This window comes from Acrocarpospora macrocephala, from assembly GCF_009687865.1.
Classification (GTDB): domain Bacteria; phylum Actinomycetota; class Actinomycetes; order Streptosporangiales; family Streptosporangiaceae; genus Acrocarpospora; species Acrocarpospora macrocephala.
In genome coordinates this window covers 89,496-101,719 of the sequence record NZ_BLAE01000028.1, presented here as the reverse complement: position 1 = coordinate 101,719, position 12,224 = coordinate 89,496, and the positions used below count along the sequence as shown (strand labels likewise).

Here is a 12,224-nt window from a genome sequence, read left to right as displayed (position 1 = left end):
ATGCGGACCAAACGGGTGTTCCACGCCGTCGACTCGCACACGGAGGGCATGCCGACCCGCGTCATCACCGGCGGGGTCGGGGTGATCCCGGGCGCCACCATGGCGGAGCGCCGCGAATATTTCATGGCCAACCTGGACCATGTCCGCACCCTGCTCATGTACGAGCCGCGCGGCCACGCGGCGATGAGCGGCGCGATCCTGCAGCCGCCCACCCGCCCGGACGCCGACTGGGGAGTGCTTTACATCGAGGTGTCCGGCTGCCTGCCCATGTGCGGGCACGGCACGATCGGCGTCGCCACCGTCCTGGTGGAGACCGGAATGGTCGAGGTGACCGAGCCGGTGACGACGATCAGGCTCGACACGCCCGCCGGTCTGGTCACCGCGTCGGTCGCCGTCGAAAACGGAGCCGCGACCTCGGTCACCATCCAGAACGTGCCCTCGTTCAGCGTCGCCCTGGACCAGACCATAAAAGTCACCGGATATGGCGAAATAACGTACGACCTCGCCTATGGCGGGAATTTCTACGCGATTGTCCCCATCGAAGCCGTCGGGCTTCCGTTCGATCGGGCGTACAAGCAGCAGATCCTTGACGCCGGGCTGGCGATCATGGATGCCATTCCCGAACCCGCGCACCCGCTCGATCCCGGCATCAAAGGCTGCCACCACGTGCAGTTCCTCGCCCCGGGATCCGACGCCCGGCTGTCCCGCCACGCCATGGCGATCCACCCCGGCTGGTTCGACCGCTCCCCGTGCGGCACCGGCACCAGCGCCAGAATGGCCCAGCTCCACGCCCGCGGCGAACTCCCGCTTAGTACGGACTTCGTCAACGAATCCTTCATCGGCACCCGCTTCACCGGCCGCCTGATCGAGGAGACCACCGTCGCCGGACTCCCCGCCGTGATCCCCACGATCACCGGCCGCGCCTGGATCACCGGCACCGCCCAATATTTCCTCGACCCCTCTGACCCGTTCCCCAATGGATTCTTACTCTGATCACCTGATGCCGTTTGTCCGGATGCGAAACGGTACGATCCCCCTTTGGCCATCCCGCCGGAACCATTCCGGCCCCGGAAAGCCCCGGAACGGATGTCATGCTGGCAGGGAGTACGCGAGTGGGGAGTGGGATGGCTCGGGGAGCTGAAGGGCTCGGCCTGCCGGCGGTGGGGGAGCGGCTGAGCCTGCGCGAGCAGGTCGCCCAGGCGTTGCGGGGGGCCCTGGTCGCGGGGGAGATGCGGCCGGGGGTGGTCTACTCGGCTCCCGTGCTGGCCGCCCAGTTCGGCGTCTCGGCCACCCCGGTCCGGGAGGCCATGCTCGACCTGGCCAAGGAGGGCCTGGTCGAGGCCGTGCGCAACAAGGGCTTCCGGGTCACCGAGATGTCGGAACGGGACCTGGACGAGATCACCGAGCTCCGCCAGCTGATCGAGGTCCCCACCGTCGCCCGGCTGGCCGACCCGGCCAGGGCGGCCGAGTTCGAGCGCCTGCGCCCGCTGGCCCGCGAGATCGTCACCGCCGCCGTCCGCGGCGACCTGCTCACCTACGTCAACGCCGACCTGCGCTTCCACCTGGAACTGCTGGGCATGTCCGGCAACGCGCACCTGGTGGAGGTCGTCCGCGACCTGCGCGGCCGGGCCCGGCTCTACGGGCTGAAGGGCCTGGCCGACCGGGGCGTGCTGGCCAACTCGGCGCACGAGCACCTCGACCTGCTCGACGCCCTCAGCCGCGGCGACGGGACCGCCGCCGAGCACATCATGAACCACCACATCCAGCACGTCCGGGGGATCTGGGCCAACAAGCCTGAATGATCAGGATCTCGTCGCGCCGATCGAGGCGATGATCACGCAGCCGATGGCCGCCCACTCGCGCAGGTGCAGCAACTCGCCCAGGATGAACAGCCCGGCCAGCGCGGCGGCGGCCGGTTCCAGGCTCATCAGGATGCCGAACACCCGCTTGGGCATCCGGCGCAGCGCCTCCAGCTCCAGCGTGTAGGGAATGACCGACGACAGCAGCCCGACGCCGAGCCCGAGCAGCAGGATCTCGGGCCGGAGCAGGTCCATGCCCCCGGCGGTGATCCCCACCGGCGCGACCACCAGCGTGGACACCAGCATCGCGAAGGATAATCCCGTGGTCCCGGGGAAGCGCCGCCCGACCGAGGCCGACAGCAGGATGTAGGCCGCCCAGAGCGCCCCCGCCCCCAGCGCGAACCCGATCCCCGCCCAGCTCGTGCCCGCCGCCTTCCCCCACGGCGCGAGCAGCATGATCCCGGCCGCCGCCAGCACCACCCACAGCAGGTCCAGCCTGCGCCGGGACGCCACCACGGCGACCGTCAGCGGCCCGATGAACTCGATCGCCACCGCGATCCCCATCGGCAGCCGCGCCAGCGCCTCGTAGAACGAGAGGTTCATCAGCCCGAGACTGACCCCGAACGCCGCCCCCGCCAGCAGATCCTTGCGGCTGAGCCCGCGCACCCGGGGCAGCGCGAGCGCCACCAGCACCAGCGCCCCCGTGCTGATCCGCAGGAACACCACCGCGCTCGGCGGCAACATCGCGAACAGATTCTTCGCCAGCCCCGCCCCCACCTGCACCGACACGATCCCCAGCAACACCAGCCCCGACGGCGGCACGGCGTCGGACGCGGCCCTGACCCCCGCCCCGATCCGAATCCTGTACGGCCGTGCGGACCCGGAAACGGTCTCGGCGGTCACGAGCGCAACTCCTCACACATATGAGCCAGGCAGCCCTCAAATCGTAGAGGTATGCCCCCAATTCGGGCGAACAGTTAAATATCCCTCATGGGAAGGGCGGGTGGACTTTGCGGTCATTCCCACCGGAACGTTCTCGCGGCCAGCGTCAGCGACACCGCCGCCCACCCCGCGAGCACGCACACCGCCAGCCACGGCAACCCGCCGCCCTCGGCGAGCACCGAACGCATCCCGTCCGTGAAGGCGCCCAGGGGAAGGAACTCCAGCACGGGCTGGATCCCCTGGGGATACGTCGACAGCGGAAGCACCACTCCACCGAGACCCAGCATCACCAGGTAGACCAGATTCGCCCCCGCCAGCGTCGCCTCCGCGCGCAGGGTCCCGGCCATCAGCAGGCCGAGACCGCTGAACGCCGCCGTGCCCAGCAGGATCAGCGCCGCTGCCCACAGCGGATTACCCCGCGGCGACCAGCCGAGCCCCAGCGCGACCGCGACCAGCACCACGACCTGGAGCACCTCGACGGCGAGCACCGCCGCCGTCTTGGCCAGCATCAGCCCGGTACGCGACAGGGGAGTGGCGCCCAGGCGCTTGAGCACGCCGTAACGCCGCTCGAACCCGGTCGCGATCGCCTGGCCGGTGAAGGCGGTGGACATGATGGCCAGCGCCAGCACGCCGGGCGCCACGAAATCCACCCGCTCGCCCGCCACGTCCAGCAGCGGCGCCTTGGAGAAGCCGACCAGCAGCAGCACCGGAATGATCATGGTCAGCAGCAGCTGTTCGCCATTGCGCAGCATCGCCCGGACCTCGGCCCCCGCCTGCGCGAGCACCATCCGCCCGAGCGGCGCGGCCCCGGGCGCGGGACGGAAGTCGAGAGTCGTCATCGCCATGAATCCGCCAAGATCTGTCGGAAAAATCGGACTTGGAGCGCCGGGACCTGTCGGACTCTCGCTATTCGGACCGGTTGGCAATGCCGAAATCTCACGATCAGCCGAACCGGTTGGGCATCTCGGACTTGCCGGATCCGGATGGGTTCGTCCTGGCGTGTCTGTGCGGGCTCCAGAACCTGGCGGCGGTTCACCTGAGTTCTCTTCCCGTCAGCTCGAGGAAAACGTCCTCCAAGGTGCGGCGTTCGATGCTCAGGTCCTCGGTCGTCACGCCCTCGGTGGCGCACCAGGCGGTCACGGTGGCCAGCAGCGACGGATCGACCAGGCCCTCGATGATGTAGTGGCCCGCCGGGGACTCCTTCGCGGCGCTCCCCGCGGGCAGGGCGGCGAGCAGTTCGTCGAGGTCGAGCCCGGGCCTGGCGCGGAAGCGGAGCTGGCGTTCCGCGCCGGTGAGGGCGGCGGGGCTGCCCTCGGAGACGACGCGGCCCCGGTCGATGATGACGACGTGGTCGGCGAGTTTCTCCGCCTCGTCCATGTAGTGGGTGGTCAGCACCACCGAGACCCCGGCCGCCCTGAGCTCGCCGACGACCTCCCAGCAGGCGTGCCTGGCCTGCGGGTCCAGCCCGGCGGTCGGCTCGTCCAGGAACACCAGCTCCGGCCGCCCGATCACGGCGGCGGCCAGCGACAGCCGCTGCTGCTGCCCGCCGGACAGCCGCCGGAACGGCGTGCGCGCGTGCTCGGTCAGGCCCAGCCGGTCCAGCAGCGCGGCGGCCGGGAGCGGATGGGCGTGGAACCGGGACACCAGGCGCAGCCACTCGCCCGCCCTGATCGCCTGCGGCACCCCGCCGGACTGCGGCATCACCCCGACCCTGGCCCGCAGGCTCGGGTCCCCGGGAAGCAGGCCGAGCACCCGCACCGAACCCGCGTCGAACCGCAGGAATCCCTCGCAGATCTCGATCGTGGAGGTCTTCCCCGCGCCGTTGGGGCCCAGAATCGCCGTCACCTCGCCACGAGCGCACCTCAAGGTCAGCCCGTCGACGGCTGTGGTCCGCCCGTACCGCTTCACCAGGCCGGTGATCTCGACGGCAGGGGAAATCATGCCTACGAGTTTAGGGAGTGCCGAGCCCGCTCCCGCCTCCGGCGTCCCAGGTAAACCCTTGCATGGAATCCCGCAAAGTCAGCAGATTTCGGGACAAAGCACGTGTAACTCTTAAATCGTCCTGTGTCACCGAGAAGGGGGATCGGCATGCCGGAGTTCACGAGGTATCGACCGGGCACGGCCTGCTGGGTGGACCTGTCCAGCACCAACGTCGAGGAGTCGGCGGACTTCTACGGGCAGCTCTTCGGCTGGACGGCCGAGTTCGACGACCGCCCGGAAACCGGCGGATACGGCATGTTCCGCCGCGGCGGCAAGGCGGTGGCCGGGATCGGCCGGACGATGAGCGAGAACCAGCCCACCAGCTGGAACACCTACTTCGCCACCGAAGACGCCGGGAAGACCGCGCAGGCGGTCCGGGAGGCCGGCGGCACGGTGATCATGGAGCCCATGGAGATCGTGGACGAGGGCACCATGGCCGTCTTCCAGGACCCGACCGGCGCGTACGTCAGCGTCTGGCAGTCCAACCGCCACCCCGGCGCCCAGGTGGCCGGCGAGCCGGGCACCCTCAACTGGGTGGAGCTGCTCACCCGCGACGTCGAGGCGGCCAAACACTTCTACACCCGGGTCTTCGGCTGGACCACGGAGAATCGCATGATGGGCTCCATGCCGTACACCATGTTCATGATGGCCGGGGAGACGGTCTGCGGGATGATGGAGATGGGCAGCCAGTTCCCGGCCGACGTGCCGGCGCACTGGCTGGTCTACCTCGGCACCGCGGACCTGGACGCCACCATCGCACAGGCGCGCGGCCTCGGCGCCCGGCAGCTCTACGGGCCGATGACCGTGCCCGACATGGGGCGGTTCGCGGTGTTCGCCGACCCGCAGCGCGCGCCTTTCGCCGCCTGGCAGCAGGCCTGATCGCGAATTACGGGCCGGGACCTTGATCGGTTCCGGCCCATCATCGCGTTTGCCCAGGTTAGGTAAGGCTTGCCTGCGTGACAAATTACATTCTTCGCGTATCCCGCTTCCGTTTGTGGTGAGGGAAGGAATTACGCCACACTGATGTTGTGAAATACGTGACCGGGATGGCGAACACTAGGGAGACCGCGGCCTCGCGGCGCTCTGCTGTGCCGCAGGCGCCTGGTGTAGTGCCGTCGGCCGAGCGTGGGACCCGTGCCCACGTCGCCCGGCTCATCATGGAGCACGGCCCCGTGACCGCGGCCGCGCTCGGCGAACGGCTCGGGCTCACCCCGGCCGCCGTCCGCCGCCACCTTGACAACCTCCTGGCCGAAGGCATGATCGAGCCGCGCACCGCCCGCCAGCGCGGGCAGCGCGGCCGGGGCCGCCCGGCGAAGCTGTTCGGCATCACCGACGCCGGCCGCAGCGCCTTCGAACACGCATACGATGACCTGGCCGGGAGCGCCCTGCGCTTCCTGGCCGACCGCCTCGGCGGCGAGGCCGTGACCGACTTCGCCCGCTCGCAGGTGTCCGCCCTGGTCGCCCGCCTCACGCCGATCATGCGAGAGGTGCCGGAGGACCAGCGGCTGCGGGTGCTGGCCGAAGCCCTGTCCGCCGACGGCTACGCGGCCTCGGCGAGCAAGACCGGCACCGGCGGTGAGCAGCTCTGCCAGCACCACTGCCCGGTCGCGCACGTGGCCGCGGAGTTCCCCCAGTTGTGCGAGGCCGAGACCGAGGCCTTCGGGCAGCTGCTCGGGACGCCCGTGCAGCGCCTGGCCACCATCGCGCACGGCGACGGCATCTGCACCACCCATGTAAGCCCCCGATCGCATGTAATCCTCAGCCCGCAGCAAAGAGAGAGCAAGGAGTCCGGAAGGTGACTATCACCGACCGCCCGGAGCTGGAAGGCCTCGGGAACTATAAGTTCGGCTGGTCCGACTCGGACGCCGCGGGAGCCGTGGCGCGCCGTGGCCTTTCCGAGGACGTGGTCCGCAACATCTCCGGACTCAAGAACGAGCCGGAATGGATGCTCGACCTGCGGCTGAAGGGCCTGCGGCTGTTCGGCAGGAAGCCCATGCCCACCTGGGGCGCCGACCTGACCGGCATCGACTTCGACAACATCAAATACTTCGTCCGCTCCACCGAGAAGCAGGCCGCGTCCTGGGACGAGCTGCCCGCCGACATCAAGAACACCTACGACAAGCTCGGCATCCCCGAGGCGGAGAAGCAGCGCCTCATCGCCGGCGTCGCCGCGCAGTACGAGTCGGAGGTCGTCTACCACAAGATCCGCGAGGACCTTGAGGAGAAGGGCGTCATCTTCGTCGACACCGACACCGGCCTGCGCGAGCACGAGGAGCTCTTCAAGGAGTACTTCGGCACGGTCATCCCGGTCGGCGACAACAAGTTCGCCGCGCTCAACACCGCGACCTGGTCCGGCGGCTCCTTCATCTACGTGCCGCCGAACGTCAACGTGGAGATCCCGCTGCAGGCCTACTTCCGGATCAACACCGAGAACATGGGCCAGTTCGAGCGCACCCTGATCATCGTCGACGAGAACTCGTACGTGCACTACGTCGAGGGCTGCACCGCGCCGATCTACTCCTCCGACTCGCTGCACTCCGCGGTCGTGGAGATCATCGTGAAGAAGGGCGCCCGCTGCCGCTACACGACCATCCAGAACTGGTCGAACAACGTCTACAACCTGGTCACCAAGCGCGCCGTGGCGTACGAGGGCGCGACCATGGAGTGGATCGACGGCAACATCGGCTCCAAGGTCACCATGAAGTACCCGGCCGTCTACCTGATGGGCGAGCACGCCAAGGGCGAGACCCTGTCGGTCGCGTTCGCGGGCGAGGGCCAGCACCAGGACGCCGGTTCGAAGATGGTGCACCTCGCGCCGAACACCTCCTCCACCATCATCTCCAAGTCGGTGGCGCGGGGCGGCGGGCGCACGTCGTACCGCGGTCTGGTGCAGATCGAGGAGGGTGCGTACGGCTCCGCCTCGACGGTGAAGTGCGACGCGCTGCTGGTCGACCAGATCAGCCGCTCCGACACCTACCCGTATGTGGACGTGCGGGAGGACGACGTCTCCATGGGTCACGAGGCCACCGTCTCCAAGGTCTCCGAGGACCAGCTCTTCTACCTGATGAGCCGCGGCCTGGGCGAGGACGAGGCGATGGCGATGATCGTCCGCGGCTTCGTCGAGCCCATCGCGCGCGAGCTCCCGATGGAGTACGCGCTGGAGCTCAACCGGCTCATCGAGCTGCAGATGGAAGGAGCGGTGGGCTGACCATGGGCCTGGAGACCAAGCCTCTCGTCACCCTGCACGAGAAGGCCTCATACGACCTCGCCGATTTCCCGGTCCCCACCGGGCGCGAGGAGGAGTGGCGGTTCACGCCGCTGTCCCGGCTGAAGGGCCTGCACGACGGCTCCGCCGTCTCCGACGGCACCGACAAGGTGGAACTGTTCCTCCCCGAGGGGATCGGTTCCGAGCTGGTCGGCCGCGACGACCCCCGGGTCGGCAAGGCCGGCAAGCCCGCCGACCGGGTCGCGGCCCAGGCGTTCGCCTCGTTCGAGAAGGCGACCGTGCTCACCGTGCCGCGCGAGGCCGTGGTCGCCGAGCCGATCCGGATCGACGTGCACGGCGAGGGCGGCACGCTCTTCACCCACCTGGTCGTGGACGTCAAGCCGATGGCCGAGGTCGTCGTCGTGGTCACCCACACCGGCACCGGCGTCCGGGCCGGGAACGTCGAGTTCCTGGTCGGCGACGGCGCGAAGGTCACTTTCGTGGCCCTGCAGGACAGCGACCGGGACGCGGTGTACCTGGCCCAGCACACCGCGCTGATCGGCCGGGACGCCACCTTCAAGTCGATCGTGGTCACCCTCGGCGGCGACGTCGTCCGGCTCTCCCCGAGGATCGGCTACGCCGGTCGCGGCGGGGACGCCGAGCTGGTCGGCCTCTACTTCGCCGACACCGGGCAGCACCTGGAACACCGGCTGCTGGTGGACCACAGCGTCCCCGACTGCCGCAGCAACGTGATCTACAAGGGCGGCCTGCAGGGCGAGGGCGCGCACACCGTCTGGATCGGCGACGTCATCATCCGCGCCGAGGCCACCGGCACCGACACCTACGAGCTCAATCGCAACCTGCTGCTCACCGACGGGGCCCGGGCGGACTCCGTGCCGAACCTGGAGATCCTCACCGGTGAGATCACCGGCGCGGGGCACGCCTCCGCGTCCGGGCGGCTGGACGACGAGCACCTGTTCTACCTGCAGGCGCGCGGCATCCCCGAGTCGGAGGCCAGGCGGCTGGTCGTGCACGGGTTCTTCAACGAGCTGATCCAGCGCATCGACGTGCCGGAGATCCAGGAACGCGTGCTGGCGGCGGTGGAAGCGGAGCTCACCCGATGACGTTCGAAAAGGTCTGCAAGCTGGCGGACATCCCGGACGAGGGGGTCATCCCCGTCGAGGTCGACGGCACCCCGGTCGCGGTCGTGCGCACCAGCGAAGGGGTGTTCGCGCTCCACGACGTGTGCTCGCACGCCGAGGTCAGGCTGAGCGAGGGCGACGTCTACGACGGCACCCTCGAATGCTGGCTGCACGGCTCCTGCTTCGACGTGGCCACCGGCAAGCCGACCGGGCCTCCGGCCACCAGGCCTGTTCCCACCTATCCAGTCAAGATCGACGGCGACGACGTCTATGTCTCGCTCTCGAAGGAGTCATGACCGTGTCCACGCTTGAGATTCACGACCTGCACGTCTCCGTCGGCGACAAGGAGATCCTCAAGGGGGTCGACCTGGTGGTCAGCTCGGGGGAGACGCACGCCATCATGGGCCCCAACGGCTCCGGCAAGTCCACCCTCGCGTACGCGATCGCCGGCCACCCCAAATACACGATCACCTCGGGCCGGGTCCTGCTGGACGGCGAGGACCTGCTGGACATGACCGTGGACGAGCGCGCCCGCGCCGGTCTGTTCCTGGCCATGCAGTATCCCGTCGAGGTGCCCGGCGTCTCGGTCTCCAACTTCCTGCGCAGCGCCGTCACCGCCGTCCGCGGCGAGGCCCCCAAGCTGCGCGAGTTCGCCAAGGACCTGAAGAAGGGCATGGACGCGCTGGCCATCGACGGCTCCTTCGCCACCCGCAACACCAACGAGGGCTTCTCCGGCGGCGAGAAGAAGCGGCACGAGATCCTCCAGCTGGAGCTGCTCAAGCCGAAGATCGCCGTCCTCGACGAGACCGACTCCGGCCTGGACGTGGACGCGCTGCGGGTGGTCTCCGAGGGCATCAACCGGTTTCGCGAGTCCGGCGACACCGGGGTGCTGCTGATCACGCACTACACCCGCATCCTGCGCTACGTGACGCCCGACTTCGTGCACGTCTTCGCGGCCGGCCGGATCGTCGAGGAGGGCGGGCCCGAGCTGGCCGAGAAGCTGGAGGACGAGGGCTACGAGGCGTACACGAAGGCCGCGCTCTGATGGACGGCCTTGATGTGGAGCGGATCAGGAAGGACTTCCCGGTCCTTTCCCGCGAGCTGCCCGGCGGGCGGCCGCTGATCTACCTGGACTCGGGTAACTCCTCGCAGAAGCCGGTCCAGGTGATCGAGGCCATGCGGGACCACCTGTCGATGCACTACAGCAACGTCGGGCGGGCCCACCACGCGCTGGGCGCCGAATCCACCGAGGCGTACGAGAACGCCCGCGACAAGATCGCCGCCTTCATCGGCGCGCCCTCCCGGGACGAGGTGATCTTCACCAAGAACGCCTCCGAGGCGATCAACCTCGTCGCGTACGCCTTCGGGAACCCCCTCAACACCGACGAGCGGTTCCGGCTCGGCCCCGGTGACGAGATCGTCATCACCGAGATGGAGCATCACTCCAACATCGTGCCGTGGCAGTTCGCGGCCCAGCGAAGCGGCGCCACGCTGCGCTGGTTCGGCGTCACCGACGAGGGCCGCCTGGACCTGTCGAACCTGGACGAGCTCGTCAACGAGCGCACGAAGGTCGTCGCGTTCGCGCACCAGTCCAACGTGCTCGGCACGGTCAACTCCATCTCGCCCATCCTGGCGCGAGCCCGCCAGGTGGGCGCGCTGGTGCTGCTGGACTCCTCCCAGGCGGTGCCGCACAAGCCGGTGGACGTGGCCGAGCTCGGCGTGGACTTCATCGCCTTCACCGGGCACAAGATGGTCGGTCCCTCGGGGATCGGGGTGCTCTGGGGCAAGGCGGAGCTGCTGGACGCGATGCCGCCGTTCCTGGGCGGGGGCGAGATGATCGAGGCGGTCTGGATGGACCGGTCGACGTTCGCGCCGGCGCCGCACAAGTTCGAGGCCGGGACCCCGCCGATCGTCGAGGCCATCGGCCTGGGCGTCGCGGTGGACTACCTCACCGACGTCGGCATGCCCGCCATCAAGGAGTGGGAACACCAGCTGACCGGGTACGCGTTGCAAGCCTTGTCGGAAATTTCGGGATTGCGGGTGATCGGTCCGCGGTCGGTGGTGTCGCGGGGAGGCACGGTGTCGTTCACGTTGAAGACGCCGGGTGGCTTCGACATACATCCGCATGATGTGGGGCAGATCTTGGACGACGTGTTCGGCATCGCCGTCCGGGTCGGGCACCATTGCGCGCGGCCGCTGCACCTGCGGTTCGGCATTCCGGCCACGACGCGGGCCTCGCTGTACCTTTACAACACCACCGACGAGATCGACGCCCTGGTTCGCGGGCTCCATCATGTGCAGAAAGTGTTCGGATGATCGCGGAATCGATGTACCAGGAGTTGATCCTGGAGCATTACAAGCACCCGCAGGGGCGTGGCCTGCGGGAGCCGTACGACGCCGAGGTTCACCACGTGAACCCGACCTGTGGCGACGAGATCACGCTGCGGGTCAAGGTGGAGTCGGGCAAGGTCGCCGACGTGTCGTACGAAGGGCAGGGCTGCTCGATCAGCCAGGCCGCCGCGTCGGTGCTGCACGAGCTGGCGGCCGGGTCCACGGTCGTGGACTCGCTCGCGGTGGTCGACGAGTTCACCCGGCTGATGCAGGGCCGGGGCACGGTCCAGGCCGACGAAGAGGTGCTCGGTGACGCCGTCGCGTTCGCCGGGGTGGCCAAGTTCCCCGCGCGGGTGAAATGCGCGCTGCTGGCCTGGATGGCATACAAGGACGCTGTGGTGAGGAGTTCCTGATGAGCAAGCCCACTGAGACGCCGACTGTGGCGGCATATGACGGCGATCTGGCTCTGGACGACGTCATGGAGGCGCTGAAGGACGTCGTCGACCCCGAGCTGGGCATCAACGTCGTCGACCTGGGCCTCATCTACGGCCTCAACCTGGACGCCGCCGGCGAGGGCGAGCGGCCGGTCGCCACCATCGACATGACGCTCACCAGCGCGGCCTGCCCGCTCACCGACGTCATCGAGGACCAGGCCAACTCGGCGCTGGCCGACATGGTCTCCAGCGTGGTCATCAACTGGGTGTGGCTGCCGCCGTGGGGACCCGACAAGATCACCGATGAGGGTCGCGATCAGCTGCGCATGCTGGGCTTCAACGTGTGATGGTCATGACGCCCGGAAATCCGGGGTAAGATAGATCGGACTCC

General features: G+C 68.8%; 14 protein-coding genes. 11 read left to right on the top strand and 3 right to left on the bottom strand.

Features of this window, described 5'->3' with window-relative positions; all coding sequences use genetic code 11:
* The gene (locus Amac_RS24220; protein ID WP_155356680.1) at positions 1-993 is read left to right on the top strand and encodes a proline racemase family protein; all 993 of its coding nucleotides are present in this window, start codon (positions 1-3) and stop codon (positions 991-993) included.
* Between the two features lie 131 nt (positions 994-1,124).
* Positions 1,125-1,802 (top strand): GntR family transcriptional regulator, encoded by a 678-nt coding sequence (locus Amac_RS24215; protein ID WP_155356679.1) that lies wholly within the window; start codon positions 1,125-1,127, stop codon positions 1,800-1,802.
* Here Amac_RS24215 and Amac_RS24210 read toward each other — a convergent pair whose 3' ends face one another.
* The 3 genes from Amac_RS24210 to Amac_RS24200 form a co-directional block, all read right to left on the bottom strand.
* Positions 1,803-2,702 carry an EamA family transporter gene (locus Amac_RS24210; RefSeq protein WP_155356678.1) on the bottom strand — a complete coding sequence of 300 codons (900 nt, stop codon included), beginning with the start codon at positions 2,700-2,702 and terminating at the stop codon, positions 1,803-1,805.
* A gap of 113 nt (positions 2,703-2,815) precedes the next feature.
* Complete coding sequence (locus tag Amac_RS24205) at positions 2,816-3,580, bottom strand: ABC transporter permease (protein WP_155356677.1); 765 nt, start codon at positions 3,578-3,580, stop codon at positions 2,816-2,818.
* Between the two features lie 193 nt (positions 3,581-3,773).
* Positions 3,774-4,682, bottom strand: a complete 909-nt coding sequence (locus Amac_RS24200) for an ABC transporter ATP-binding protein (RefSeq protein ID WP_155349371.1) — start codon at positions 4,680-4,682, stop codon at positions 3,774-3,776.
* Positions 4,683-4,829: 147 nt separating this feature from the next.
* On the opposite strand from Amac_RS24200, the gene Amac_RS24195 reads away from it, so the two are divergent.
* The 9 genes from Amac_RS24195 (at position 4,830) to Amac_RS24155 (ending at position 12,180) form a co-directional block, all read left to right on the top strand.
* The gene (locus tag Amac_RS24195) at positions 4,830-5,600 is read left to right on the top strand and encodes a VOC family protein (protein ID WP_155356676.1); all 771 of its coding nucleotides are present in this window, start codon (positions 4,830-4,832) and stop codon (positions 5,598-5,600) included.
* Positions 5,601-5,767: 167 nt separating this feature from the next.
* Positions 5,768-6,520 (top strand): helix-turn-helix transcriptional regulator, encoded by a 753-nt coding sequence (locus Amac_RS24190; protein WP_155356716.1) that lies wholly within the window; start codon positions 5,768-5,770, stop codon positions 6,518-6,520.
* A complete protein-coding gene (gene sufB / locus Amac_RS24185; RefSeq protein ID WP_155356675.1) occupies positions 6,517-7,929 on the top strand; it encodes a Fe-S cluster assembly protein SufB in 1,413 nt (470 codons plus the stop codon). The genes Amac_RS24190 and sufB overlap by 4 nt, the downstream gene beginning before the upstream one ends.
* Before the next feature lie 2 nt (positions 7,930-7,931).
* Positions 7,932-9,050, top strand: a complete 1,119-nt coding sequence (sufD, locus tag Amac_RS24180; RefSeq protein WP_155356674.1) for a Fe-S cluster assembly protein SufD — start codon at positions 7,932-7,934, stop codon at positions 9,048-9,050.
* Entirely contained in the window at positions 9,047-9,364 is a 318-nt protein-coding gene (locus Amac_RS24175) for a Rieske (2Fe-2S) protein (RefSeq protein ID WP_155356673.1), read from the top strand. Before sufD ends, Amac_RS24175 begins: the two co-directional genes overlap by 4 nt.
* Complete coding sequence (sufC, locus tag Amac_RS24170; protein ID WP_425544284.1) at positions 9,361-10,113, top strand: Fe-S cluster assembly ATPase SufC; 753 nt, start codon at positions 9,361-9,363, stop codon at positions 10,111-10,113. The genes Amac_RS24175 and sufC overlap by 4 nt, the downstream gene beginning before the upstream one ends.
* Positions 10,113-11,384 carry a cysteine desulfurase gene (locus Amac_RS24165; protein ID WP_155356672.1) on the top strand — a complete coding sequence of 424 codons (1,272 nt, stop codon included), beginning with the start codon at positions 10,113-10,115 and terminating at the stop codon, positions 11,382-11,384. The genes sufC and Amac_RS24165 overlap by 1 nt, the downstream gene beginning before the upstream one ends.
* Complete coding sequence (gene sufU, locus Amac_RS24160; protein ID WP_155356671.1) at positions 11,381-11,812, top strand: Fe-S cluster assembly sulfur transfer protein SufU; 432 nt, start codon at positions 11,381-11,383, stop codon at positions 11,810-11,812. Before Amac_RS24165 ends, sufU begins: the two co-directional genes overlap by 4 nt.
* Positions 11,812-12,180 (top strand): metal-sulfur cluster assembly factor, encoded by a 369-nt coding sequence (locus Amac_RS24155; RefSeq protein WP_155356670.1) that lies wholly within the window; start codon positions 11,812-11,814, stop codon positions 12,178-12,180. The genes sufU and Amac_RS24155 overlap by 1 nt, the downstream gene beginning before the upstream one ends.
* Positions 12,181-12,224: the final 44 nt, after the last annotated feature.

Coding starts and splice junctions, on each gene's coding strand:
- Amac_RS24220 (WP_155356680.1), top strand. CDS start 1: ATGCGGACCAAACGGGTGTTCCACGCCGTCGACTCGCACACGGAGGGC.
- Amac_RS24165 (WP_155356672.1), top strand. CDS start 10,113: ATGGACGGCCTTGATGTGGAGCGGATCAGGAAGGACTTCCCGGTCCTT.
- sufC (WP_425544284.1), top strand. CDS start 9,361: ATGACCGTGTCCACGCTTGAGATTCACGACCTGCACGTCTCCGTCGGC.
- Amac_RS24215 (WP_155356679.1), top strand. CDS start 1,125: ATGGCTCGGGGAGCTGAAGGGCTCGGCCTGCCGGCGGTGGGGGAGCGG.
- sufD (WP_155356674.1), top strand. CDS start 7,932: ATGGGCCTGGAGACCAAGCCTCTCGTCACCCTGCACGAGAAGGCCTCA.
- Amac_RS24175 (WP_155356673.1), top strand. CDS start 9,047: ATGACGTTCGAAAAGGTCTGCAAGCTGGCGGACATCCCGGACGAGGGG.
- sufU (WP_155356671.1), top strand. CDS start 11,381: ATGATCGCGGAATCGATGTACCAGGAGTTGATCCTGGAGCATTACAAG.
- Amac_RS24195 (WP_155356676.1), top strand. CDS start 4,830: ATGCCGGAGTTCACGAGGTATCGACCGGGCACGGCCTGCTGGGTGGAC.
- Amac_RS24190 (WP_155356716.1), top strand. CDS start 5,768: ATGGCGAACACTAGGGAGACCGCGGCCTCGCGGCGCTCTGCTGTGCCG.
- Amac_RS24200 (WP_155349371.1), bottom strand. CDS start 4,682: ATGATTTCCCCTGCCGTCGAGATCACCGGCCTGGTGAAGCGGTACGGG.
- Amac_RS24205 (WP_155356677.1), bottom strand. CDS start 3,580: ATGACGACTCTCGACTTCCGTCCCGCGCCCGGGGCCGCGCCGCTCGGG.
- Amac_RS24155 (WP_155356670.1), top strand. CDS start 11,812: ATGAGCAAGCCCACTGAGACGCCGACTGTGGCGGCATATGACGGCGAT.